Consider the following 22,640-nt stretch of genomic DNA (forward strand, 5'->3'; position numbering starts at 1 on the left):
TTAGGAACGGAAAGGCAGATGACCATGACGAAACGGCCTCGCGAAGTACACGAGTACGACGAGGAAGCCTTGGCCATCGCCCCGCGCCCGGTGTCGTTCGACTGGGAGGGGGTGCCGCTGGAATACCTGCCCGGCGAGCCCTACGCGACCCAGTTCTGGAACGTCATGCACCTGGTGCTGCCCGAAGGGGAACGCGCGATGGCCGACGTCTTCGCCGAGGCGCTGCCGCACATCGACGACGAACGCTTGCGGGAGGAAGTCATCGGATTCGTCGGACAGGAGGCCACCCACGCCGCCTCCCACGAAGGGTTTCGGCGCTACCTCGTCGCCAATGGCGTGCCGATCGCCCCGGTCATGCGCCGTATCGAATACGCCGTGTACAAGATCTTCGGCGATCACGGGCTCACCGGCCCCGCCGGGCAACACTGGCTCGCCGAACGTCTGGGCATCTACGCCGCAGCCGAGCACTTCACCGCGGTAATTGGTGAATGGCTGCTCGACAACCGAGAATTCGACCGATTGGGGATGAACCCCACCATGCTGGATCTGTTGCGCTGGCACGGCAGCGAAGAACTCGAACACCGCAACGTGGCCTTCGACGCCTTCAGCCACGTCGACGGAAGCTACCCCCGGCGGGCACGTACCGCGTTCCTCGCCTGCACCGGATTGGCGGTGCTGTGGTTCACCACAGCGGCACACCTCTACCGGCACAGCCCGCGTCCGTCCGGCCTTCGGCGGTGGTGGCCGGTGGCCTACGCCAGTGCCTCACGTCGGCACCTCGTGCCGCCACTGTGGTTCCTGGTGGTTCAGATCTGCATCTATCTACGGCCAGGTTTTCATCCGTCCGGAATGGGCGACGTGGCCAAAGCCACCCGCTACCTCGCCCACTCCCCCGCGGCGCTCGCGGCACGCGGATGAACTACCTCACCGCCCCCACCACCGATCTCGACCATCCCACCCACAGCCTGCGCGTGATGGGCGTCCTCGCCCGTGGCTACTCCCAACTCTTCGCCCAGGGACCCCTCGCCGACACGCTGTCACCTCCCCACCCCCGCCGCCGCACCGGATTCACCATGCAGGTGCAGGTGGACCACGTCTGCGCCGGTGCATCCGACGTGGTCGTCGTGACACTGGTGCGCCCCGGCGGGGCGGCGCTGCCGGCGTGGACGCCCGGAGCGCACATCGACGTCTTCACCCCGCAGGGCCGACAGCGGCACTACTCCCTGACCGGGGACCCCGCCGATGCCCGGTCCTACCGGATCGCCGTGCGCCGGATCCCCGGCGGGCAGGGATCAGCGGAAATGCACCAGCTCCGGGCCGGGGACGCACTCTGGATTCGGGGCCCTCGCAACGCGTTTCCGTTCACCCCGGAGCCGGCCTACCACTTCATCGCTGCCGGCATCGGGATCACTCCCATCCTTCCCATGGTCCAAGCGGCGGCCGATAGCCGCACGCCGTGGACGATGAGTTACGCCGGCCGGACCCACTCGACGTTGCCCTTCCTCGACGAGCTGGCAGCGCTGGATCAGCGCATCGCCCTCCGCGTGCACCTCGACGAGCAGCAGGGGCCACCGTCGGCCAGCGAACTGGTCAGCCACATGTCACCAGGCAGCACGGTGTTCATGTGCGGGCCGCCCGCACTGACCGAGGCCGTCGCTACCCACCTGCGCGGCAACCACCCCAATACGCGGCTGCACAGTGAACGGTTCACCCCGCCTGCGGTGCGCAACGGAACCGCGTTCACCGTCACCCTCGCTCGATCCGGCCGCACGGTGGCGGTGGCGGCGGATCAGTCCGCGCTGACGGCGATACGCGAGGTCCTGCCCGAGGTGGCCTATTCGTGCCAGCAGGGGTTTTGCGGTGCATGCAAGACCCGCATCGTGCAAGGACGCGCAGAGCACCACGACCGGGTACTGCTCGCCGAGGAACAAGACGATTACATGATGATCTGCGTGTCGCGCGCCGTCGGCGACGCGATCGTCGTGGATCTCTAGACGACGAAGGACTGACGATGGCTGACAAGCACTTTCGAGTAGGCATCATCGGGGCTGGATTCGGTGGCCTGGGCACCGCGATCCGGCTCAAGCACGCCGGCGAGCACGACTTCGTGGTGTTCGAACGCGACACCGACGTCGGCGGGACCTGGCACGCCAACACCTACCCGGGAGCGCAATGTGACATCCCGTCGGTGTTGTACTCCTTCTCCTTCGCGCCTAACCCCCATTGGACGCGGCTCTATCCCCACCAACCTGAGATCAAACGCTATCTGCAGGACTGCGTCGAGCGTTTCGGTATCGACGAGCACTTGCGGATGGGCCACGACGTCACCGAGGCGAAATGGATCGAGGGCGCCCAGCTGTGGCGCATCACCACCGCGCACGGGGCGACGTACACGGCAAGCGTGCTCGTCGGTGCCAGCGGTCCGTTCAGCCAACCCCATCGTCCCGACATCGACGGACTCGACAGCTTTACCGGGCCGGTGTTGCATTCGGCCCAGTGGGACCACGGCTGCGAGCTGAGCGGCAAGCGCGTCGCCGTGGTCGGGACCGGTGCCTCTGGGGTGCAACTCATTCCGAAACTGCAGTCGATAGTCGACACCTTGGTGGTCTTCCAGCGCACGCCGACCTGGATCATGCCTCATCCCGACCGCCCACTGCCGGCCAGCGTGCAGCGGACATTCTCGCGCATACCGCTGTTGCAGAAGGCACTGCGCAGCGCCGTCGGGGTAGCCCAAGAGCTCATGGTGCCGGGCTTGGTGTATCGCCCGGCACTGCTGCGGACCGCCGAGGCGATCGCGCGCCGCCACCTGCGGCGCCAAGTCAACGACTCCCGCCTTCGCGAAACACTCACGCCCCATTATCGTTTCGGCTGCAAACGGCCCACCTTCTCCAACAAGTATTACCCGGCGCTGGCGGCCGACAACTGCGTGGTCGAAACCTCGCCCATCACCGGGGTGACGGCCAATGGTGTCCACACCAGCGCAGGCACCCATCACGAAGTCGACGCCATCGTGCTGGCCACCGGTTTCACCTTGACGGGCAATGACAGTTTCACGCGCATCCACGGCCGCGACGGCACCCTGGCCGAGGTATGGGCACGGGAGGACATGACCGCGCATTTGGGGACGGTCATCGCCGGATTCCCCAACTTCTACATGATCCTTGGTCCGAACTCCGTGGTCTACACCTCCCAGGTGGTGACGATCGAAGCCCAAGTCGATTACCTCCTGGGGGCCCTCGACCTGATGCGCCGACGCAACCTGCGCACCCTGGAGGTTCGCCCCGAGGTGCAGAACGCGTTCGTCACCGACGTCAATCACAAACTCAGGCGATCGGTGTGGAACACCGGTGGCTGTAGCAGCTATTACCTCTCACCGAGCGGCCGCAACATCACCTTCTGGCCCGGCTTCGTCTTCTCCTTCCAGCACCGAATGCGCCACCTCCGCCCCGACGACTTTCTCGCCCGTGTCGCAACGTCACCCACACACACTGCACCCCAGGGGAGTCCGGTATGAGTCGGGCAACCCAGCAACCGGTGGCGAGTCGGGTCGCCCTGATCACCGGCGCTGCGAAGGGAATTGGACTTCAGACCGCCCGGGAACTGCACCGCCGAGGCGCACACGTGGTGCTGCTCGACCGTGACGAGGACCTGCTCATCCGTTCCGCAAACGGCATCGGCCATGAGCGCGTCGATCACGTCGTCGCCGACATCACCGATTACCACGCCATGGAGAAGGCCGTCGGATACGTCATCGAGACCTTCGGTCGATTGGACCTCGTCGTCGCCAACGCTGGTGTCGCCCCCCCTCCGGGAACGCTACGCAGTATCGACAAGGGGGCATTCGACCGCGTCATCGACATCAACCAAACCGGCACATGGAACACCGTTCGCGCGAGCGCCGAACCCATCATCGCCGCCCGAGGCCAGTTTCAACTGATCTGCTCCGGGGCGGCCTTCTCCCCCGGCGTCGGAGGCGCCGCTTACATGATCAGCAAGGCGGCTGTCGAACAGCTCGCGCGCGCCTTACGCATCGAGACCGCGGCCTACGGCGTGGCGGTCGGCACCGTCTACTTCGGACTAGTCGAAACCGACATGACTCACGCCACGATCGACCACGACCCCATGGGACACGCAGTAGCCGCACAACTCCCATGGCCGTTCAACCGCCGCATCGCAGTCGAAGAGGCGGCCCGAAGCATCGTCGACAGCGTCGAAGCCCGCGCACCACGGACCGTGAGACCCCGAATCTGGCTGCTCTATTCCGTTTTGCGGGGCATCATCAACCCGGTTGTAGACGCCTATCTAGTGAGGAGCCGGCGGATCCACCGCCTGGTCGGCGAGTTCGACAGTGAAGACGGCTGACGCCACGAACGGGCGGCGAGACACACCAATACTCGCGGCGCGGGAGCCGCAGAAGTCCACGCAACGCCGTGGCGATCACAACCGGACCACCCTCATTTCGGCACTAGAGTCGTTGTTGACTGAGCAGGCGTTCGATGACATCTCCGTGGCCGCGATTAGTCGCCGAGCAGGCCTGTCCAGGTCAGGGTTCTACTTCTACTTTCCGTCCAAGTTCGGTGTCTTGGCAGCCCTGGTCGATGACCTCACCGATGACATTCTGCGCAGCCCACCGATGGTCCCCAATGCTGCCCGGCGCATCGACCGGCAGACGGTGGTCGATGCCCTAATGCAGGAAATATCGGGCCTTTTGAACAGCGAGGACCTCACGCTGCAAGCCTGCCGGACTGCCAAACACCTCGACCCGGCACTGTCGGAACGTATCGATCTGCTCGAGGACGCAGTAGTCACGAAAGTCCGTCTGCACCTCGCCGCGGCGTCGCGGTCAGTGGGGCTTGATCCGCTCTGCAACAACGCCGCTGAGTTCACCGCCCTGATACGTGTGTTGACGGCCATCACTGCGCGGACAGCCTACGGTGACCAACGCTTCATCGCCAAAGGTGGCACCGCCGACGATTCGCTCAGAATCGTACGGAAGCTGTGGCTGCACGCGTTGTGGGGACCAACGATCATCAACCAGTTCGTGCAAACGTCGCCGACGTCATTGCCCCGCCCGATCGCCTCGGCGGCGGCGCCGCCATCTCGGGAACCGTGACACCGATACGCGATCACACGACGTGGTCATCGGTCACTGCGCAGCGGGCACCCACAGCCGGGGCCCAAGTGGCCGGACTCGGCCTCCTGGCGCGCTACGGCCGAGCGCTAAGAACCAAGGCCGCATCGATCACCCGCCGGCGCGAGCACTGAGGGCCCATCAGTTCAGACGGCTGATGAAATCGTCGACCGAAGGCGGCAGCCGTTTCCGAATCACCATCAGAACAATGGAATTGCCGTGACGGAAGCCGTGCTGGTCGTAGTCGGCGAACATCGTTGACATACGTTGTAGCCCCGGGGCATCTTCGCGGAGTCCTCGTCGATCAATGTCCGTCCGCCGGTGCGACTCGTCATTTCGGCGATCTGAATCCGGTTCACCATCCCCCGCAAGTTCGAACGTGCCGTAGGACAGCCGGGTGTCGATGAACGCCAGCGCAGCGACCTCGGCGACGTCGCGGTAGTCGACAAAGGTCATGTTCGAATGTTCTGACCACGGCGCGACGACTCTTCCAGTGTCCAACACCTGGTGGTATGTCGCTTCCAGCGCCTGCACGTACATCGCCGGCTGTAGCACGGTGAAGTTGAGGTGCGACGCGTAGAGCGCCTCCTCCACGGGGCGGGTACTGGCGTGGTTGGACAAGCTTAGGAAGGGCGATAGACGCCGTCGTAGACGACCTTGCCGACATTGGCACTGATCTCAGCGCGCAGTGACTTTGAGTGCCAACGTCGTAACGTCCGGGTAAATCGCCGCGGTGGTGAGGAAGACACCGCCGACGCCATCCACGGCGATGGCGACCGCCCGCGCATCGGTCAGGTCGACCGCGACAGTCTCCGTCGCCCCGCGCTGATGGGCTTCCTCGATTTTCGCAGGGGTATGAACGACACCGCGGACGTCGATCCTCCGCTCGACCAGTGCTTCTGGTGACGTAGTGGGCGTACCTTTCCGGCCACGCCGGTGGCGAAGATCTTCATCGGTGTTCCCACGCGCCCACTCGAATCGTCTGCGGGCGGTCGTCAGATCCGGAATACCCCGCGGTACGGGGAGTCGCCGGCGCCTCTGTGTGGTCCCACACGATGTGCAGCCCCAACGTTTCGTCTCAACCGCCACGGTCGTTTCTTGCCGATAGGACGTCGGTGTGCGTCCGTAACGCTGCTCGACGCTACTCGTTGCTTTCGCACAATCACGGGACAGGCCACCATTGTCAGTGCCAGCCCCAGACGGACATGTCGCTTGCGGGGTACTTCTGGCAGATGTCGGTGGTGTGGGCGGCGACGCCTTTGTTGTTGAAGAAGAGTTTGGCCCAGTTGGGCCAGCGCCAGGCCATGTTTTCGTAGAAGGCGTTGGTGGCGGTGTCTTCGGAGTATTGGCGTCGGCCGGCGTAGTCCATGGAGAAGAACCAGTGGATGCGGTCTTGGGTGCCTTGTTGGTCGCCGGCGGGTTTGTTGTTGTAGTCGATCATGTAGCGCTCGTAGTAGACGGGTTCGACGTCGCGGGCGGCGGCCATGATCTGCTCGGCGGTGCAGGGGGTTTTGAGGATGCGGTTGGGGATGGGGTAGTCGTCGGTGGCATCTGCTGAAGAGACTGCGGAGGTGGCGATACCGGTTGTGATGGCGCCGGCCAGGGCTGCGGTGGCGGCGGCGAGGCGAAGTGTGGTGTGCATGATGGTCTTCCTTCCTAGTGTTGGGCCGCGGCGACCTGGTCGAGGATGACGCGTTTGTCGGGGCAGTAGTAGTTCAGTGCAGAGCCCAGGAATTGCCAGTTTTGGGCGGTGCTGTTGTGCCGGTCGAGGTTGGCGCCGATGAATGTGGCGGAGTCGAAGGCGTTGTGGTCGACGTTGTTGTAAAGGCGTTTGCAGACCAGTTTGCCGATCCAGGCGTTGAAGTCTTTCTGCCCGTAGATGCCGTAGGTGTGCAACGCGTGGGCGAAGTCGGTGTCGGGATCGCGGTCATAGGACGAGTCCGCGGCTGCCGGGGCCGCCAACACCAGTGCTGCACCGACGATCACGGCTGTGACGACAAATTTCACGACGAAATCTCCTGAGACTCCTTTTGGACGGGCGTTGGCCACGGTGCCGGTAACGGACGTTGTCGCACCAACACCGGCCACCAGAACCACTTGCCCAGCAGTGCGGCGATGGACGGTGTCATGAACGACCGCACGATCAACGTGTCGAACATCAGACCTAGACCGATCGTGGTACCGATCTGACCGAGAATCACCAGGTCGCTGAAGATGAACGACGCCATCGTCGCGGAGAACACCAACCCGGCGGCGGTGACGACGCGGCCGGTACCGGCCATGGACCGGATGATGCCGGTGTTCAGGCCCGCGTGGATCTCCTCTTTGAAGCGCGATACCAGCAATAGGTTGTAGTCCGCGCCTACGGCCAGGAGCAGGATGATGGCTAGTGGGACGACGATCCAATAGAGGTGGATGCCAAGGATGTACTGCCACAACAGAACTGCCAATCCGACCGAGGCGCCCAGTGAGATCGCGACGGTGCCGACGATGACCAGGGCGGCGACGATGCTGCGGGTGACGAACATCATGATCAGCAGGATCAGGGCGATTGCCGCCAACGCCGAGATCAGCAGGTCGTACTTCATCCCTTCCTGAATGTCCCTGTTGGTGGAGCCGATTCCGGCGACGTAGATCTTGGCGTCGGACATCGGCGTCGCCTTGAGCGCGTCGAACACCGCGTCCTTTATCGCGTCGATGTGCGGTATCGACTCCGGGTTGGCCGGATTGCCCTGATGGGTGACGATGAACCTGGCGGCCTTGCCGTCCGGCGAGAGGAACAGCTTGAGACCGCGTTTGAAGTCGGCGTTGTCGAAGGCCTCCGGGGCCAGATAGAACGAGTCGTCGTTCTTGGCGTCGTCGAAGGCCTGGCCCATGGCGGTGGCGTTCTTCAGCGCTTCGTCGCTCTGAGCGTTGGTGCCGCCGGTGGTCGCATAATTGGACAGGGTGAGCTCGCGGTTGCGTTCCTGGATCGCGATCTGCGGAGCCAGTAGCGCTACCAATTGCGGTTGCAGCGCATCGAGTTTGTCCAGGCTCGCCGTGATGGTGCCGAACTTGTCGGACAGTTCGGAGATCCCGTCCAGGGAGTCGAACACCGACCGCAGCGCCGAGCACATGGGAATGTCGAAGCAGTGCGGTTCCCAGTAGAAGTAATTGCGGAGCGGGCGGAACTGGTCGTCGAAGTTGGCGAGTTTGTCGCGCAGGTCGTTGACCGTGGTGACGGTGTCGTGGAACGCCTGGGTCTGCTCATGGGTGGCCGCGGCACTCGCCTTCTGCAGGGCGAGTTGCTGGTGCAGGACGTCGATCGTATTGGTGATCTCGTTGGCCTGCTTGAGCAGATCGTCGGCCCGGTCCTTCTGGTAGCCGAGGTTCATGATCTGGCTGGCGCTTGACGCGCTGATCTGGAACGGGATGGAGCTGTGCGTGATCGGCGTGCCCAAGGGCCGTGTGATCGACTGCACCAGAGCGATTCCCGGTGTGTGCAGGACCGCTTTGGCGGCACGTTCGAGGATCAGCATGTCCGCCGGGTTACGCATGTCGTGATCGGTTTCGATCATCAGCAGTTCGGGGTTGATCCGCGCTTCGGTGAAGTGCCGCTCGGCGGCTTCCATTCCGATCACGCCGGGGGCGCTGTCGGGGATGTAGGGGCGGTTGTCGTAGCTGGTCTGGTAGCCGGGCAGCGCGACGATCCCGATGAGCGCGACAGCGCATGTCACCACCAGAATGGGGCCTGGCCAGCGCACGATCGCGGTGCCGATGCGGCGCCAGCCGCGGGCACGCAGCTGTCCCTTCGGTTCGAGAAGTCCGAATCGGCTGGCCATCAACAACACTGCGGGCCCCAACGTCAGTGCCGCCGCCAGCGTCACGAGCACCCCGAGCGCAGCCGGGATACCGAGCGTCTGGAAGTACGGCAGGCGGGTGAAGTGCATGCACGCAACGGCGCCGGCGATGGTCAATCCCGATCCGACGATGACGTGCACGGTGCCGCGGTACATGTCGTAGTAGGCCTGTATCCGCTCCAGGCCGTTACTCCGCGCCTCCTGGTAGCGGCCGACCACGAAGATCGCGTAGTCGGTGCCCGCCGCGATCGCCAGCAGCGTCAACAGGTTCGTCGAGTAGGTGGACAGTCCGATGACCCCGGAATGGGCGAGAACGGCCACCACGCCGCGGGCCGCCGAAAGCTCGATGGCCACCGTCAGCAGCACGATGACCATGGTCACCAGCGAGCGGTAGACGAACAGCAGCATGATCCCGATGACCAGGAAGGTGATCGCGGTGACCTCGTTGGTGCCTGCGCTGCCCACCTCGAAGTTGTCGGTCACCAGCGGTGATGCCCCGGTGACATAGGCCTTGATGCCCGGCGGGGGCGGTGTGTCGGCCACAATCTTGCGGATCGAATCGACGGACTCGTTCGACTGGGCCTCGCCCTGGTTTCCGCGCAGGTACACCTGGGTCAGGGCGGCTTTGCCGTCCTTGCTCTGCGAGCCACCGGCGGTCAGCGGATCCCCCCAGAAGTCCTGGACGTGCTCGACGTGCTCGGTGTCCGCCTGCAGCTTTTTCACCAGGCCGTCATAGAACTTGTGCGCCTCGGGGCCCAAGGGTTGGTCGCCCTCGATGACGACCATTGCCGCACTGTCGGAATCGAATTCGTGGAACACCTGCCCGATGTGGCGCATCGCGAGGATGCCGGGCGCATCGGGGGCGTTGAGTCCCACGGAGCGCTCCGCGCCGACGACCTCCAGCTGTGGAGCGATGATGTTGGACAGTGCCGCGATGGCGATCCACACCAACAGGATCGGTACCGACAGGGTCCGAATGAGCCGTGCTAGCCGCGAATGGGTGACCGCGTCGTCGACGCGATGCTCGCTCATGCGGTTTTGTCCAAGCAGGCGATGTATCCGTTCACGGCGTCTGACGACCTTTCGTCCTTGACTATCCCGTTGACAGTGACCCGGCAGCCAATCGTGTTCCCATCGCCTTGCGCTCGCAGATCGGCATACAGCGTCGGGTCATCGGTGGTCAGCGTCTTCGACCACGGCAGCGGGACGTTGTCGACGTGTTGCGGCTGGGCGTGAATATCGAGGTAGTTGATGGTGGCGACGGATCCCGGTGAACCGAACACCTCGAACAACACGTGCTTGGGGTCGTATCCGGTGTTCTCCAGGGCGTCCGAGCCCGGCCGCGATATCTCGTTGTTGGAGCCGAACACGCCGTGCAACCGAACGACGGTGAATGCGACCAGAGCGATCACCGCGACGGCGACAATCGCGGTCCACCGTCTCCGCGCCAACTTGCTCACCGAAAACTTCTTCACTGGAGTGCCTTTCGCTGACCCGCGGGCCACCGCACGCCCCGGGGGCCGATCCAATTCAGTGCAGCCACGTTCGCCGGCTGGGAGCCGAGGACCGCTGGCGGCGACTTTTCCGCGAGCACGGAAGTCGGTCTGTCGTGTCTCGGATCGCTCGATGGCGTCACGTCGTCGACACCGCTTTTCCGCGACCCAGTTAGACCCATAGTGTCGGCCGTCGTCGATGCCCTCATCGTCGGTCTCGCGGACGTTCGTGCAAGGACAGGCAGGATGGGTGGCGGCTGTCGTGGTGGTAGGTGTCGGTGCCGACTTTGCGGCCGTAGAAGTGTGTCATCGGCGCGTCGGCGATCGCTGAGTCGTTGTTGCTGATTTCCAAACGGATCCGGTCTCCCGTGCGGGCAAGGAACGACATCGGTAGCAGTTCGATACGCAGCGGGTAGACCTCGCCAGGGTGGAGCGGCTCGGCCCGATCGTGAGAATGGAATGGGCGCATGTCGCTGGTGAGTTCGGGGTCTTCGGCGCGGTGAGATCCGCGCAGCCAGCCTCGCGACACCGTGATGGGCCGGCTGCTGGCGTCTGCACCCAGAAGGGTCAGCTTCACGATCACGTCGAGGTCAGTCTGGTCGGTGGATGCATGAAGGAGCAGCATTGCGTGGCCGGTGAACTCGCGGTCCTGTGCCAACGGCGCGGTGATGAACGTCGTCACTCGAGCAACGTGATCGGGTACGCCGTATTCGTCGAAAGTAGTCACACCGGCCTCCCACTCCGGGTCGGGGTAACTCCACGACGTCACATCGGAGTTCGCGGTGGGCGGTCGTTCGGTCAGCGTGCCGTCGTTGAGTGAGGTGACTACACCGCTGGGTGCACCCGATAGATAGAAGGCAGTGGGTGTGGCATCGGTCGGTGGCCAGACCGGTGCGTCGCGGTAGACGCCTTCACCGTTGACGAAGAATCTCACTGAGGGACGGTCCATGACGGCGTTGTCGGTGCCCTTGAGGTGGTGGTCATACCAGGGCAACAGCTCGTCGCGGTGAAAGTCCTCGTCGAAGAAGTATTGGTGAGCACCGGTGAAGGTGTCGGGGTGAACGACCAGCAGCTGCTTGGGCCCGGCGACCCGTTCGTAGCCGTAGAAGTTGCCCCGCAGGTGCAGTGGTCCCTTGCCCCATGCGCCGACGGACAGCACCGGAATCGTCACCTCGGGCAGCTCCCAAAACGGGGAGCGCCGCCGCTGCCACTCGTCGTCGAATGTGTGCGACAGCATCTGGTAGAGGACATCGCTCTTGGCGCCGGTGTCGAAGTCGATTCCGCTGAGCGCGTGCTGACACAGCACGGTCCCCACCGTCCACGTCGAGATGAATTGGGAGGGGATGCCGCCCTGATACATCCAATCGCGGTACATGTCGGTGGCACCGTCGTAGGCGACGATCGTCTTCAGATGCGGCGGCCGGGTCCGTGCGGTATTCCATTGACTCCAGCAGTAATACGACATGCCGATCATGCCGACCGCTCCGGTACACCACTCCTGTGCGGCGACGTGTTCGATCATGTCGTGGATCGCTTCGCCTTCGGCACGCGACACCGGATCCCACGTTCCTTCCGAACGACCAGTCCCCGGCACGTCCATTGCGACGTAGGCGTACCCATGATCGAGGTAGAACTGAATGGGCCCGTACTCCACAAAGGGGAAAATCGGGACGTGCGGCAGGGGACGCAACGACTTCTGATACGGCGACGCCGCCAGCAAGACTGGCACCCGACGCCCAGCCCCGGGCGGTAAGTAGACATCGGCGCGGACGATCTCGCCGGTCCGCGTACGGACCTCCACCTCCACCGGATCGGCTGCTACATCGACCATCTCGTGACTCCTGTCTGTTCGGACACGCCGAAGGTGCCAGCACCCCGTGATCACCAAGCCGAGATCACTCAGGCGTGTTCTCGCCTCCGAGATGCACGCAGCGGTAACGGCTACTTGCCCATACCGATGTCGAGGACTGCTCGACGCCGATTCGGTCGACTCCGCGGTTCAACTCGGCTCAGCCTAACAGCTATGCGGATGATTTACTCCGATTAATGTCGAGTCTGGCGTGCGCCCCGCCGACATGGGGCACACTGGGTCGATGAACGCTCACCCAAAGCCGCGAAAACGTCAGCGTGCGTTGAGGCGTGACGCCATCACCAATCGGGAACGCATCCTGTCAGTGGCCGCGGAACTCATCTCACGCGAGGGCACCGCCGTGCCGCTCGCGACGATTGCGGCGACGGCGGGGGTGGGGATCGGCACCATCTACCGCGGGTTCCCCGACCGCGATGCGTTGTTGGCAGCGCTTCAACACCGCGCCTTCGCCCTGCTGCTGACGATCCTCGATCGCATCCAGGCCAGTGGGCAGACCGGCGCCGCCGCGATCGAAACCTACCTTGTCGAGGCGCTCGCGGTCGCCGACCACCTCATTCTGCCGCTGCGCGGCGCGACCCCCGTGCTGGATCGTGAGACCCATGACAGTCGAGCCCGCATCGGAACGATATTGGAGCAATTCCTGCTAGCCGGACGGAACGACGGCACGGTGCGGGCCGACGTCACCCCCCTCGACGTAATCGTCTGCGGCTCGATGGTCACTCAACCGTTGAGCCCAGGGCTGGACTGGTCGGTCGCCGCCAGACGTCACATCGACACCTTCATCCGAGGAATCCGCACCCCCGCAGGCGAGCCCGTCCCCGCAGCGACCACTGCCAGACCCCACGGATTCGAGAACCTATTCTCCGAGGACCAACCCGACAGGGCATCGGCAGCGTGCGACTCCACCGAGTACGGTCAACCGGAGGTAGGCTAAACGGATCAATTCCTCCGACTAAGGCGGGCTTATGACTGACCATTCGCGACTCAAGGGCAAGCGCGCCCTCATCACCGGCGGTGGCCGCGGAATCGGCGCCGCGATCGCCCGCCGATTGGCCTCCGAAGGTGCCAGCGTTGCGGTGAACTACCGCACCGACGAGACCACCGCCCAAGCCCTGGTCGACGAACTGACCCGAGATGGCTGTCGTGCCATGGCCTGTCGCGCCGACGTCAGCGATCACACCGAAACCCACCAACTCGTCGAACGCGTCGCCGCGGAATTCGGCGGCGTGGACATCGTCGCCAGCAACGCCGGCGTTGAGCACTTTGGCGCGATCGAGACGGTCACCCCTGCCGACTTCGACCGCGTCTTTCACACCAACGTCGCCGCCCAGCTCTATGTGACCCAGGCCGCATCAGCCGCCATGAGCAACGGCGGACGCATCCTGCTGACCTCATCGATCAGCGCGCGCATCGCCGTGTACCAACACACTCTGTATGCCGCGAGCAAGGCCGCCGTGTCGGCTATGGTCCTCAACCTCGCACCCGAACTCGCGGAAAGAAACATCGCCATCAACGCGATCGCACCCGGAGGTACCAACACCGACATGGCCACCGAATATGCGGCCAAGTACACGCCACCCACGCTGCGGGACGTACCAAGTGCCGCAGTGATCGGCTCGATGAACGCGTTGGGCCGACTCGCCGAGCCAACCGAAATCGCTGCGGTAGCCGCATTTCTCCTCTCGGCCGACGCGACCTACATCACCGGCGCCATCCTGGATGCCTCGGGCGGCTGGATCTAACCGGCAATAACCTAGCTCAGGCACATCGATACCAACCAGGATCGGGATAGGATTACTAATGTCCACCCACGCTGACCAGCCCACCCTAGGCGGCGGCCACGAACTGCTCTACGTCATATTGAGCGAACCCACGGGCCAGGAGCCGGACGCGATATCGCCCCGCCTCGGCGATCATCTGAGATTTCTTGCCCAGCTATCCAGCGACGGAGTCCTGGTGATGAGCGGCCCACCGGAAACTTCGGAGGGGTTCAACACGAGTAGCGGGCTCTATGTGTTGCGGGCCGAATAATTCACCGCCGCAGAGCACATCGCTGCCCGAGATCCTCTGCATGAATCGGGCATCTGCACTCCTCGGGTTGAGCGCTGGAATCGAACGCTGCTTTAAAGGTGCGCTGGACAGAGGCCGACGACAAGCGATGCAGATCGGACGTGGTCCGGGTTCTAGAACCAGTCACTCACCAAGATAGCCGAAGCCTGCCTCGCTCCAACGGCTCGACGTGGGCCGCTTCCTGTCTCACCTTGGTGGTGGATATGGGTGGTCCTTTGAGAGCGGCTCGCTGAATCACGGGGTGGGTTTACCCTGCGGTGGGTGCTGTCCGAAGCAGTTGATACGCGCGCGTTTCCCACGTACGGTCGGCGAATCGCAGCGGACAACGCAACTCCGACGCTTACGACATCGGCACACGTCGACACTGCTCCGATCGAAGCACTACGGCTGTGAAGGTCACCGGCTTCACCCAAGACGACTCTGGCTCGATGGCGCGATGTCGGATGAGACGGCGCTGCGCGGCGGGCTCCGTCATCTCTCACCGCAATGCCCCAATGTCACCTGAAGGACCGCCGGCGCCTCATCCAACGATGCCAGCACCGCCCAAATGCACATCTTGTAGCCGAGATGGGCGCGGCAGAGACTCTACGACTTCAGGTCATTAGGGGTCGCGGTTCTATCAGCACGGAGTGGCGGTGCGCAGGCCCGCCCCCAACACCCTGTAGTCGCTGGCGAGTAAGATCGAACGCCACCCTCGCGCGTCGATCGAAGACCATCGTTGCGCGGTCTGTTGGCGTGTAGCGTGGCCTGTCGTCACCAGGGCGCCCCGTGCTGCTGAATGAGGACCACCCTCGTTGAATATCGCGGCTGACAGGGCGCCCACAACTCCCTAATCGCAGGCCGGTGAAACTTCGGTCCGTCGAAACTTGGACCATCGCTGCGGATCTCGCGAATCAACCGGTCTGACAACAGCTTCGGCTACCTGGCTCGAATTGCTGGTCTGTAGCGCGCTACTCTCGAAGAAGTTCGCGTGGGTCGACGTCAAGGACGCTAGCGATCTTCTCGAGAGTCTTTAGAGTGAGGTTGCGCTCGCCACGTTCGACCGCACCGAAGTATGTGCGATGAACTCCCATGTGATCGGCGAATGCCTCTTGGCTGAAGCCGCGATCCAAACGATAGCGACGTAGGTTACGGCCCACTATTCGCTGCAGCTCGCCTTCCATCGTTCCCCGTACGCTTCCGGGGCGCTACTTGTAGGTCTACAGACTTATAAGTAGCGTCGCCATAGCCCACGTAGTCAGGAATCGAGAGAGCGTGGTGTGCGACTGCCGCGATGGCGGTTCGAGCACGCCCGTCCGAGCAACAAGGGGGAATCTGCCAGTGCCCAATCGAGCTGGGAAGGCGCTTCGCCGGAAGGTCCGTCGCAGAACGACGCTCAACAAGCGAACGATCCCCAGGACACCGTTCCCCGTGGGCTATCCGGCTGGTGAAACCCCGGCGACTCCGCTTCAGGGTGACACGGCTCACGGGCGCCTTCCCCCAGCTGACGCAAAACTGGATCGCATCCTGCTCCAACGCGGCTGGGTGTTATTCGACCGCCACTCGGACGGTGACATGTACGACTGGCCCCCTTCGACGTCTAATCCGACCGGGCCCAACACCTACCTCATCGTCGATTCGATCAACCGGGGGGTTTCAGAACATCGCTATCGCGCCAGCAGCGTGGACGGAACCCGACGGACGTTTGCCGACCGCCACGAAATGATCGCCAAGCTCGGCGATATCGAAGCGCCCTATATATAGAGCCTGGCGGAGCCCTGCGATCGGAGTACGGAGCGATGAAGCACTCTGAACGGCGGTCGCCGAGTGGCACCTTGGCCACGGTCCCTCTGGCACCACAGACGCTCCGCCGGGCACTGCCCGGACCCAGGTCCGCAAATCGATTGATCTTGCCAAACACACCATGAGCTTGTTCGGCCGCCGCGCAGCTTGTTTGGACCGGCGCGGCGTCGAGTACATCAGCTGATCCGTGACCGAATCCATGATTGCTTGGTGGTTACCGTGCGGACAAGCGGGTCCCGCAGGTTGGGCACCATCTGGACGGCGTACCGAGGATCGCGTCGATCGATGCCAGATGGTCGTGGTGGTGTGTGCACCTCTGGCGGACTAGATGGGTGCGGATCGTGTCGGTGATGAATTGCGCTCGGTCGAGGGGCGTAGCGCCGTAGCCTTCGACGTTGGTTGTACCGGATGCGATGACGTCGCCTTCGATTGACGCGCGCTCTGTGTAGTGGATGGTGCCGTCGTTGTCGGTGCCGGTGATGGTCCGCACGAATCGGTCGCTAGGCCGCAAGTCGAGCTCGATGCGCCACTCGCCGTGGCGTTCGCGGAAGTAGAAGCTATGGCCGTCGACGACGCCGCGCCACTGTTCGGGTGCCAGTCCGCCGCGGTCATGCACGATGATCCCCGGCTGTTTTGCGAGCCAAGCCTCAAGCTCAGCGTCTGCGGCCTGGTCGGCGGCGGTGATCTGCTCCCCCTCGGGGGACCGCCAGAACTCCGCTATCCTCTCGCGCCACTCCGTAAATGCTCGGCGATGCTCCTCCGGCGTACGCATGCACACGCAATCGAATCCGTAGTCGTGCAGGTCGCTCTCAGGCAGCCGGGGATGGCAGGAACATCGGCAGGGTTCACCGCTGTCGACGTAGTGCCATATGGTTAGCGCATCAAGCGCTGCATCGGCGAACTCGCCAGCCTCGACGAGGCCTCGCTGTTCAAATACTGTCGCTAGGTGCTCGCGGTAGCGGTAGCGCACCTCACTACGAGCACGCTCGACGCGTTCGCGGTATTCCACGGCCCTTGGACCATCCGAGAAGTGGGTCACGAAGAGCTCGGGTTTTTGGTCCACAGTGATCAAGCGTGACATGCGGTCGTGGTCATGTCGCCTGAATTCTGTGCGGAACGCGACGTTGTTGACGGCAGTCGCCGTGATTGATATTCAACGCGATTGAGGTCTGACGATGGTCGCGACATTGCGGCGATCCCAGCGGTCGATCCGGCGCGGTCCATGGCGACCTTGAAGGCCCGGGCTTGATCGCGGGTCTGGCGATCGACACCTGCGGGAATTCGGCACAGCCGATGAGCGCGGCGAAACGAATGGTGCGCCTCTGGCTCGACCGGCTCCGTACCGCGCCGCGATCGGATTGCGGCTCGCGCTCTCGACGCTGGCGACCGAACTCGGCCCGGAGGATCACCGGGTACTTCGTCGACTCGGACTGGCCGGACTGCTGGGTCGTCGCCTCTGGTGAGACCGTCATCGTCGCCCGGGGCACCTCGGTGCCGGCCCGCGGTGTGCTGCGCAAGGCCTACATCATTGGCGAGGCGGCGTTCTTCCTCGACGCTGCCTTGTCGTGTGGCCATTGCCGTACCTGAAGGACCGGCCGACCAACACCGTCGAGGACCTCGCTCCAGCCTTGTCGCGCGGCATCGCCGATGCCGGCGCGGACGTCGAAGACCCGGCCGCCGACGTCGGCACCAACGCGCTGGTGTGGCGCCAGCTCCAGATCGCGGCCCGGCCGATGATCCTCAACGCCGACGAACGTCATCCCGCGCTGACGATGCTTACGGCGTTTGGACGGCGTCCAGCTCACGCGTGATCTTCACGCCGTCCTCCTCGACGCCGATCTTCGGAGATTTCGTTGACGCACTCGCGTTCGGCAGCGAACTGGCGCACGTTATCGGCAACCAGCGGATTGTCGACAAGCTGCGCGATTCGGTCGTTAGCGCTACGGAAATGCGTAAGGCCATCCTGCTTACTCGCCACGGTCCTCACCTCTCGGCGCACCGTATGTGGGCAATGTGGGTGATGCAACTGAGCATCACGGCATGATCACGAAGACCCATGTGGCGCACCACGCCAATCCCGCGCGAGCGCTGCGCCCATTTACAGCTGCCAGCCGCGAAAGTGGTATGGCTTTCCCGTACAACCACGATGCAGACAGCGGATGTGAGGAGCGAAATGTCCATCAGCGCCAGCGAAGCCCGAGAACGCCTATTTCCGCTCCTCGAACAGGTCAATACCGACCATGAACCGGTGCGCATTACCTCCAAAACAGGCGATGCCGTCCTCATGTCCGCCCGCGACTACGACTCCTGGCAAGAGACGGTCTACCTCTTTCGATCACCCGAGAACGCGCGAACGCTCATGGAGGCAGTCGCCCGCGATAAAGTCAGCCACCCCGCGCCTGTGAGCAGGACACACGACGACTTGCAGGAGATGATCGGCGAGCCGTGAGAAGCATCCACTTCGACTCCACCGCCTGGGCTGGCTTCCTGCACTGGCCCGATTCGACACCGACCGTAAAGACCGCTCGACGAGTCGCCCGATTCATCGCCGAATTACAGCGCGACCTCTTCACGGGGATCGGAGAACCAGAAGCGGTCAAGGGCGACTTACCCGCGTCCTGGTGCCGCTGGATCGACGATGAACATTGACTCGTCGACCGAGCCGACGACAGCGAAGTGAAGATCCTCAAAGCTCCGCTAGCAGAACTTACTCACCGAACGCCGCCGGTGCCGCTGACACCATGACACCGAACTGCTCGACGAACGCACCAGAAAGTCGCCGTGACCACTGAACCGATCGACCTGGACGCCTTCACTGGATGGGTGCCGTTCGCCGCGCTACCCGCCGCCGACGTGCCCACCGATCCAGGTGTGGCGTCATCGTGCGACCCACCGACGATCCCCCGTAATTCCTCGACGTCTCCCGGCCGGACACTTCAAGGGCAAGGACCCGACCGTGCCCGTCGCCGACCTGTAGGCGCCGTGGGTTCCCGGCACCCGCATCGTCTACATCGGCAAGGCCAACGCGGGCAGCAACGGACGCCGCGGCCTGCGTAAACGGCTCGACGAGTTCTGCCGGTTCGGTGACGGTGAACCGGTCGGCCACTCCGGGGGCCGGCGGATATGGCAGTTGGTCGACCATGCCGACCTCCTCGTCGGATGGCGCATCACCGACGACGCCGAGGCGGCCGCGACCGAAACCGACATGATCGTCCGATTCCGCGCCCATCACGGAATGCGCCCATTCGCCAACATGCGCAACTGAATTCGACGATCTCAGCAATCAACGCATCAGCGCGTGGGTGGCTGCTGCTTTGCGAGGTAGGCCTTCACCGCGGCTGATTGGCGGTGGCCGGCTGGCACGACCTGGCCCTCCAGCTTGGCCGACGCCTTGGTGGACCGTATCCCGGCCTTCTTGACGGCAGCGTTCGACACCACCACCTTCTTGGGTGTCTTTCGCTCCACCGCCGCACCTCCATGCGCCTATCGGACGAGAGCCGATCCTACCGGCCCGAAACCCGCGGCGACCACGTCGTTTAACGTCAGGCCTGCCGACGATCTCCGCTACCGGCCCTCACCGACGCGAGGCTAGCCCGTTCAGCATGGCGGATATCCCGGACCGCGCACGCCCTCGGGCGTCAACGCGTACTGCGTGTCGCCGTCGTCGGGTACCAAGATGTCCGCGAATCGGATACAGGGGATTTCGACGCTGTGTTGTTCCCGCAACGGCCCAGACAGGATCTCCAGCACGGCATCGATATCGGCGAAGACACCGGTGATCAGCCGATGCAAACGCTGCACCGTTTCAGCACCTAACTGCAGTGTCCACCCGGCTACCTGTCGCGGTCTGCATCTCGGCGCACATGCGCCGGCCAGGCGCACTCTCGAGATCCGTACCCGCAGCGACACAACACCTGCAACAGCACAAGACGCCGCCTCGATTCGGGCAAGCTCGTCGCCGTGCTGGCGGCCGCGGCCGGCCATCCACGCTGCCGTCCGACGCGGCGTCAGCCCGAATACCTTCGCGGCGGCCTCAATGCCACCTAGCTGCCATACCGCCGCTGCCCGACGTACCTGATTGACACGATCCTCCGGTACACCACGCGCCTGCCAACTACGCACAGTGCTGGCCTTACACGCTGTCGCCTGTCCGACAAGCTTCGCCAACGCGGACCGGGACTCAGATGTGGCTGCGGACTCCAGCAACGCGGAGTACAAGGGCCACCGCGGCCCCGGATAGCGCCAACGATGGTCGTCATCCCCATCGGACCGACGTTGCGCAGCAATCCCTCGTGCAGTCGCCGAACGAACCCTCCCAGCGTTGTCTTCACGGCATTCCGAGAGGGCCACGGCTGCCCGCCGGGCAGCGTCGGGGACACACGGTCCGTAGGGATTTTCGAGGAACTCTCGCAGCTGAGAACCGAGAGTCGCAGCGCACACCGGACCGCCGGCCATCTGCGCCAGCAACGCGTCAAGTCGCCACACCTGCAGATGGGCGTAGCGAGGATTGAACACCACCAGTTCGTCGATGGCCCACTGCGTCTGTGCGAGCAGCCCGTAAGTCAGCACTTGGTACAGGGTGCGGGCATCCATGCCCCACCTCGGAGTTCCATCGCGCCGGCGACGACCAATTACTGCTTTGATCTCGATCAGCGACCTGCCGGCAATCAGATCGGCATCTCCGGGAATCGGGCTATTGAAGGTCGGCCCGTACACCACCTTCCCTGCCGCGCGAGACGTGGTAAACGGCAGAAGAATCCGACGAGACCGTGCCAAGAGGACATTGATATCGTGCTCTGCCTCGGCGGGCATCAACTCCAAGAGACCATCCACCGTGGGAGCCGCGGACAGGGCGGTCAGTGCGGAGCGTTCAAACGGCACGCCCCTGGAGATTTCGGTCAGCAGTGCCGCCGCCCAGCATCCGCGGACCAGCCGTGCTTGTGCGGAGGGAACCGTTGCAGAATCGGCAGCCTGCTGATGCAGATATACCACCAACTCACGGGCCGTATCTGCCCACCCCCGGTCCCCGGTAGTGACTCCCACCCACACGGCGCCATTGATCACCAGGTCCATCTCGGCACACGAATCCGCACTTGCCCCCAGGCAGTATTCGAACGCAGCCCCCAATGTGTGCGCGTCAACCCCGACCGGTGGCTGCACACAGTCGGGCGGCACCGTCTCAGCGAAGTCGCGATAGACCGAACGGACGTGGGGAAGTCGCACTGAGAACCATTGCCGCAGAGGCTGTTCAGCGGCGCGCAGCTCCTCAGTGACCGACACCCATCGGAACGTCGCATCCTGCATCATCGCCACAGTGTGGCCTACGCGTCCGACATCCGTCGGTCGTCGCCTCCCTTGGTCACCCCTGCACCAGCATGATGCAACGGTCCGGCTGACAACTGCCTTCGGCAGCGGCGATTTCTTACGGGTCAGGAGGTGGTCAGGCCGGAGTCGATCCTGGCCTTTCGAGCTGCTTCCTCGCTCGTGCACACGATGTGGTGTGCAGCCAGATCCGACTCACTCGGTTCATCAACCACCAGGGTCCGCGCGTCCAAATCCCCCACGAGGGCGGCTGATTCCCGCACGACCAGCTCGCGCCAACATTGGAAGCCGGTCAGAATGGCCCGTTCCCATTCCAGCTGCGTGACCACACGCGCTTCGAGCTGGGCGGTCAGACGGCGACACAGAGTTAACGCTTCACCCGACACTGTCTGCCCGTGTTTGAACCAGTCGTTGAGCCTGCCCTCCTCAAAGAGGAACGCGGCCAGGCCTTCCTCGATCGCGATGGCGCGGCCCCCGTCCTCCACCTCGTCGACAGCAGGATTGTCTCGACGCTTGAGGTGTCCGAGGGATCGAAACACTGGGCTCCAGCCCAGCACCGCTGCGTACGCGAGGTGGAACGCGTCGTGGTAGCGGTACCAGTCGGCCTCGGAGACGTTGTCACTCAAGGGATCCCCGAACTTCTTTTGGTTCCATACCATCCGCACGCGACCTGGAAGGAACGGATCCGGGGCAATGACGATTCGGAACTGGCGGGGAAGACGGTGCTCAGGCAGGTGGTCGGCATCAAAGATGCGCGCCTCGTTCAGCGCCGGCGCGGTCGAGACGATGCCACCGACCGGGGGCTGCGGCATGTCGGGCGAGGGATAGACACTGTCGGTAGGCGCCCACCGACCCGCGATCTTCTCCAGATTTGCCGCCGCTGCTTGGTCCAGGTCGACCCCCAGTCGTGCCGCGGTGATCGCGAGATACCACAGGATGTCGCCGACTGCTTCGGTGTCGGTCTCATGCGCAGATGAGGGGGTGACCCCATCTCGCACGCGCTTCTTCTGACTGGTTTGCAGGTCGCCGACCTCACCTCCCAGGCCAAGCAGACTCACCGTCAGGCCAGTCGGGTGATCGGCTGCCTGCTGGTCATAGCGCCACGCATTGCGCTGATATCCGTCAAGTTCCAT

The 22,640-nt window shown here is 63.8% G+C and carries 28 protein-coding genes; 16 read left to right on the forward strand and 12 right to left on the reverse strand.

What is annotated here, in order from left to right:
• Nucleotides 1-18 precede the first annotated feature (18 nt).
• Genes A5759_RS05885 through A5759_RS05905 form a run of 5 tightly spaced genes read left to right on the forward strand, consistent with a single transcriptional unit; the run spans nt 19 to nt 5,113 of the window.
• Nucleotides 19-918, forward strand: a complete 900-nt coding sequence (locus A5759_RS05885; protein ID WP_068195050.1) for a metal-dependent hydrolase — start codon at nt 19-21, stop codon at nt 916-918.
• Nucleotides 915-1,994: a PDR/VanB family oxidoreductase gene (locus A5759_RS05890; protein ID WP_068195053.1), complete on the forward strand. Its 1,080-nt coding sequence runs from the start codon at nt 915-917 to the stop codon at nt 1,992-1,994. The genes A5759_RS05885 and A5759_RS05890 overlap by 4 nt, the downstream gene beginning before the upstream one ends.
• 17 nt (nt 1,995-2,011) lie before the next feature.
• The gene (locus A5759_RS05895) at nt 2,012-3,514 is read left to right on the forward strand and encodes an NAD(P)/FAD-dependent oxidoreductase (RefSeq protein ID WP_068195057.1); all 1,503 of its coding nucleotides are present in this window, start codon (nt 2,012-2,014) and stop codon (nt 3,512-3,514) included.
• The gene (locus A5759_RS05900) at nt 3,511-4,362 is read left to right on the forward strand and encodes a short-chain dehydrogenase/reductase (RefSeq protein ID WP_068195060.1); all 852 of its coding nucleotides are present in this window, start codon (nt 3,511-3,513) and stop codon (nt 4,360-4,362) included. Before A5759_RS05895 ends, A5759_RS05900 begins: the two co-directional genes overlap by 4 nt.
• A complete protein-coding gene (locus tag A5759_RS05905; RefSeq protein WP_068195062.1) occupies nt 4,349-5,113 on the forward strand; it encodes a TetR/AcrR family transcriptional regulator in 765 nt (254 codons plus the stop codon). Before A5759_RS05900 ends, A5759_RS05905 begins: the two co-directional genes overlap by 14 nt.
• A gap of 159 nt (nt 5,114-5,272) precedes the next feature.
• Here the strand turns inward: A5759_RS05905 and A5759_RS05910 are convergent, their stop codons facing one another.
• On the reverse strand, nt 5,273-5,725 hold the full coding sequence (locus A5759_RS05910) for a hypothetical protein (protein WP_068195065.1): 453 nt from the start codon (nt 5,723-5,725) through the stop codon (nt 5,273-5,275).
• Nucleotides 5,726-5,797: 72 nt separating this feature from the next.
• Here A5759_RS05910 and A5759_RS05915 point away from each other — a divergent pair, with 72 nt between their 5' ends.
• Nucleotides 5,798-6,037, forward strand: a complete 240-nt coding sequence (locus A5759_RS05915; protein ID WP_068195069.1) for a hypothetical protein — start codon at nt 5,798-5,800, stop codon at nt 6,035-6,037.
• 277 nt (nt 6,038-6,314) lie between these two features.
• Here the strand turns inward: A5759_RS05915 and A5759_RS05920 are convergent, their stop codons facing one another.
• From A5759_RS05920 to A5759_RS05940, 5 genes are all read right to left on the reverse strand, one after another.
• Nucleotides 6,315-6,773, reverse strand: coding sequence for a DUF5078 domain-containing protein (locus A5759_RS05920; protein ID WP_068195073.1), 459 nt, complete (start codon nt 6,771-6,773; stop codon nt 6,315-6,317).
• 14 nt (nt 6,774-6,787) lie between these two features.
• Entirely contained in the window at nt 6,788-7,138 is a 351-nt protein-coding gene (locus A5759_RS05925; protein WP_068195076.1) for a DUF732 domain-containing protein, read from the reverse strand.
• Complete coding sequence (locus tag A5759_RS05930) at nt 7,135-10,002, reverse strand: RND family transporter (protein WP_068195078.1); 2,868 nt, start codon at nt 10,000-10,002, stop codon at nt 7,135-7,137. The genes A5759_RS05925 and A5759_RS05930 overlap by 4 nt, the downstream gene beginning before the upstream one ends.
• Entirely contained in the window at nt 9,999-10,430 is a 432-nt protein-coding gene (locus A5759_RS05935; RefSeq protein WP_369816169.1) for an MmpS family transport accessory protein, read from the reverse strand. Before A5759_RS05935 ends, A5759_RS05930 begins: the two co-directional genes overlap by 4 nt.
• Before the next feature lie 238 nt (nt 10,431-10,668).
• The gene (locus tag A5759_RS05940) at nt 10,669-12,294 is read right to left on the reverse strand and encodes a CocE/NonD family hydrolase (RefSeq protein ID WP_068195084.1); all 1,626 of its coding nucleotides are present in this window, start codon (nt 12,292-12,294) and stop codon (nt 10,669-10,671) included.
• Between the two features lie 262 nt (nt 12,295-12,556).
• Between A5759_RS05940 and A5759_RS05945 the strand changes: the two genes are divergently transcribed.
• The 3 genes from A5759_RS05945 to A5759_RS05955 are packed head-to-tail and all read left to right on the forward strand — an operon-like array spanning nt 12,557 to nt 14,364.
• Nucleotides 12,557-13,267 (forward strand): TetR/AcrR family transcriptional regulator, encoded by a 711-nt coding sequence (locus A5759_RS05945; RefSeq protein WP_197505968.1) that lies wholly within the window; start codon nt 12,557-12,559, stop codon nt 13,265-13,267.
• A 31-nt stretch (nt 13,268-13,298) separates the two neighbouring features.
• Nucleotides 13,299-14,075 (forward strand): SDR family NAD(P)-dependent oxidoreductase, encoded by a 777-nt coding sequence (locus A5759_RS05950; RefSeq protein ID WP_068195090.1) that lies wholly within the window; start codon nt 13,299-13,301, stop codon nt 14,073-14,075.
• A 58-nt stretch (nt 14,076-14,133) separates the two neighbouring features.
• Nucleotides 14,134-14,364 (forward strand): hypothetical protein, encoded by a 231-nt coding sequence (locus A5759_RS05955; protein ID WP_068195093.1) that lies wholly within the window; start codon nt 14,134-14,136, stop codon nt 14,362-14,364.
• A 989-nt stretch (nt 14,365-15,353) separates the two neighbouring features.
• Here the strand turns inward: A5759_RS05955 and A5759_RS25560 are convergent.
• Nucleotides 15,354-15,566 (reverse strand): helix-turn-helix domain-containing protein, encoded by a 213-nt coding sequence (locus A5759_RS25560; RefSeq protein WP_082962005.1) that lies wholly within the window; start codon nt 15,564-15,566, stop codon nt 15,354-15,356.
• Nucleotides 15,567-15,813: 247 nt separating this feature from the next.
• Here A5759_RS25560 and A5759_RS25855 point away from each other — a divergent pair, with 247 nt between their 5' ends.
• Entirely contained in the window at nt 15,814-16,146 is a 333-nt protein-coding gene (locus A5759_RS25855) for a hypothetical protein (protein ID WP_156616826.1), read from the forward strand.
• A 253-nt stretch (nt 16,147-16,399) separates the two neighbouring features.
• Here A5759_RS25855 and A5759_RS05965 read toward each other — a convergent pair whose 3' ends face one another.
• The gene (locus A5759_RS05965) at nt 16,400-17,266 is read right to left on the reverse strand and encodes a hypothetical protein (RefSeq protein WP_231984562.1); all 867 of its coding nucleotides are present in this window, start codon (nt 17,264-17,266) and stop codon (nt 16,400-16,402) included.
• Nucleotides 17,267-17,478: 212 nt separating this feature from the next.
• On the opposite strand from A5759_RS05965, the gene A5759_RS05970 reads away from it, so the two are divergent.
• The 5 genes from A5759_RS05970 to A5759_RS05990 all read left to right on the forward strand — a co-directional run bounded on the left by A5759_RS05970 (nt 17,479) and on the right by A5759_RS05990 (nt 18,834).
• Nucleotides 17,479-17,772: a hypothetical protein gene (locus A5759_RS05970; RefSeq protein WP_068195101.1), complete on the forward strand. Its 294-nt coding sequence runs from the start codon at nt 17,479-17,481 to the stop codon at nt 17,770-17,772.
• Nucleotides 17,751-17,996: a hypothetical protein gene (locus A5759_RS05975; RefSeq protein ID WP_156616827.1), complete on the forward strand. Its 246-nt coding sequence runs from the start codon at nt 17,751-17,753 to the stop codon at nt 17,994-17,996. The genes A5759_RS05970 and A5759_RS05975 overlap by 22 nt, the downstream gene beginning before the upstream one ends.
• On the forward strand, nt 17,993-18,229 hold the full coding sequence (locus A5759_RS05980) for a hypothetical protein (protein WP_068195106.1): 237 nt from the start codon (nt 17,993-17,995) through the stop codon (nt 18,227-18,229). Before A5759_RS05975 ends, A5759_RS05980 begins: the two co-directional genes overlap by 4 nt.
• 129 nt (nt 18,230-18,358) lie before the next feature.
• Nucleotides 18,359-18,634, forward strand: coding sequence for a type II toxin-antitoxin system Phd/YefM family antitoxin (locus tag A5759_RS05985; RefSeq protein ID WP_068195110.1), 276 nt, complete (start codon nt 18,359-18,361; stop codon nt 18,632-18,634).
• Nucleotides 18,631-18,834 (forward strand): type II toxin-antitoxin system YoeB family toxin, encoded by a 204-nt coding sequence (locus tag A5759_RS05990; RefSeq protein ID WP_068195113.1) that lies wholly within the window; start codon nt 18,631-18,633, stop codon nt 18,832-18,834. The genes A5759_RS05985 and A5759_RS05990 overlap by 4 nt, the downstream gene beginning before the upstream one ends.
• 163 nt (nt 18,835-18,997) lie before the next feature.
• Here A5759_RS05990 and A5759_RS26305 read toward each other — a convergent pair whose 3' ends face one another.
• A complete protein-coding gene (locus A5759_RS26305; RefSeq protein WP_231984563.1) occupies nt 18,998-19,327 on the reverse strand; it encodes a hypothetical protein in 330 nt (109 codons plus the stop codon).
• On the opposite strand from A5759_RS26305, the gene A5759_RS26450 reads away from it, so the two are divergent.
• Nucleotides 19,316-19,450: a hypothetical protein gene (locus tag A5759_RS26450; protein ID WP_255391739.1), complete on the forward strand. Its 135-nt coding sequence runs from the start codon at nt 19,316-19,318 to the stop codon at nt 19,448-19,450. The two genes, A5759_RS26305 and A5759_RS26450, sit on opposite strands and share 12 nt — an antisense overlap.
• Nucleotides 19,451-19,476: 26 nt before the next feature.
• Here A5759_RS26450 and A5759_RS26075 read toward each other — a convergent pair whose 3' ends face one another.
• From A5759_RS26075 to A5759_RS06005, 3 genes are all read right to left on the reverse strand, one after another.
• A complete protein-coding gene (locus A5759_RS26075) occupies nt 19,477-19,650 on the reverse strand; it encodes a hypothetical protein (RefSeq protein WP_197505969.1) in 174 nt (57 codons plus the stop codon).
• A gap of 132 nt (nt 19,651-19,782) precedes the next feature.
• Entirely contained in the window at nt 19,783-21,492 is a 1,710-nt protein-coding gene (locus tag A5759_RS25860) for a hypothetical protein (protein ID WP_156616828.1), read from the reverse strand.
• 122 nt (nt 21,493-21,614) lie between these two features.
• Nucleotides 21,615-22,640 carry a nucleoside triphosphate pyrophosphohydrolase family protein gene (locus A5759_RS06005; protein WP_068195118.1) on the reverse strand — a complete coding sequence of 342 codons (1,026 nt, stop codon included), beginning with the start codon at nt 22,638-22,640 and terminating at the stop codon, nt 21,615-21,617.

Source organism: Mycobacterium sp. 852014-52144_SCH5372336 (assembly GCF_001665615.1).
Lineage (GTDB): Bacteria > Actinomycetota > Actinomycetes > Mycobacteriales > Mycobacteriaceae > Mycobacterium > Mycobacterium neumannii_A.

Coding starts and splice junctions, on each gene's coding strand:
- A5759_RS05885 (WP_068195050.1), top strand. CDS start 19: ATGACCATGACGAAACGGCCTCGCGAAGTACACGAGTACGACGAGGAA.
- A5759_RS05890 (WP_068195053.1), top strand. CDS start 915: ATGAACTACCTCACCGCCCCCACCACCGATCTCGACCATCCCACCCAC.
- A5759_RS05895 (WP_068195057.1), top strand. CDS start 2,012: ATGGCTGACAAGCACTTTCGAGTAGGCATCATCGGGGCTGGATTCGGT.
- A5759_RS05900 (WP_068195060.1), top strand. CDS start 3,511: ATGAGTCGGGCAACCCAGCAACCGGTGGCGAGTCGGGTCGCCCTGATC.
- A5759_RS05920 (WP_068195073.1), bottom strand. CDS start 6,773: ATGCACACCACACTTCGCCTCGCCGCCGCCACCGCAGCCCTGGCCGGC.
- A5759_RS05930 (WP_068195078.1), bottom strand. CDS start 10,002: ATGAGCGAGCATCGCGTCGACGACGCGGTCACCCATTCGCGGCTAGCA.
- A5759_RS05940 (WP_068195084.1), bottom strand. CDS start 12,294: ATGGTCGATGTAGCAGCCGATCCGGTGGAGGTGGAGGTCCGTACGCGG.
- A5759_RS05945 (WP_197505968.1), top strand. CDS start 12,557: ATGAACGCTCACCCAAAGCCGCGAAAACGTCAGCGTGCGTTGAGGCGT.
- A5759_RS05950 (WP_068195090.1), top strand. CDS start 13,299: ATGACTGACCATTCGCGACTCAAGGGCAAGCGCGCCCTCATCACCGGC.
- A5759_RS05955 (WP_068195093.1), top strand. CDS start 14,134: ATGTCCACCCACGCTGACCAGCCCACCCTAGGCGGCGGCCACGAACTG.
- A5759_RS25560 (WP_082962005.1), bottom strand. CDS start 15,566: ATGGAAGGCGAGCTGCAGCGAATAGTGGGCCGTAACCTACGTCGCTAT.
- A5759_RS05965 (WP_231984562.1), bottom strand. CDS start 17,266: ATGTCACGCTTGATCACTGTGGACCAAAAACCCGAGCTCTTCGTGACC.
- A5759_RS05970 (WP_068195101.1), top strand. CDS start 17,479: ATGAGCGCGGCGAAACGAATGGTGCGCCTCTGGCTCGACCGGCTCCGT.
- A5759_RS05985 (WP_068195110.1), top strand. CDS start 18,359: ATGTCCATCAGCGCCAGCGAAGCCCGAGAACGCCTATTTCCGCTCCTC.
- A5759_RS26305 (WP_231984563.1), bottom strand. CDS start 19,327: ATGGTCGACCAACTGCCATATCCGCCGGCCCCCGGAGTGGCCGACCGG.
- A5759_RS25860 (WP_156616828.1), bottom strand. CDS start 21,492: ATGATGCAGGATGCGACGTTCCGATGGGTGTCGGTCACTGAGGAGCTG.
- A5759_RS06005 (WP_068195118.1), bottom strand. CDS start 22,640: ATGGAACTTGACGGATATCAGCGCAATGCGTGGCGCTATGACCAGCAG.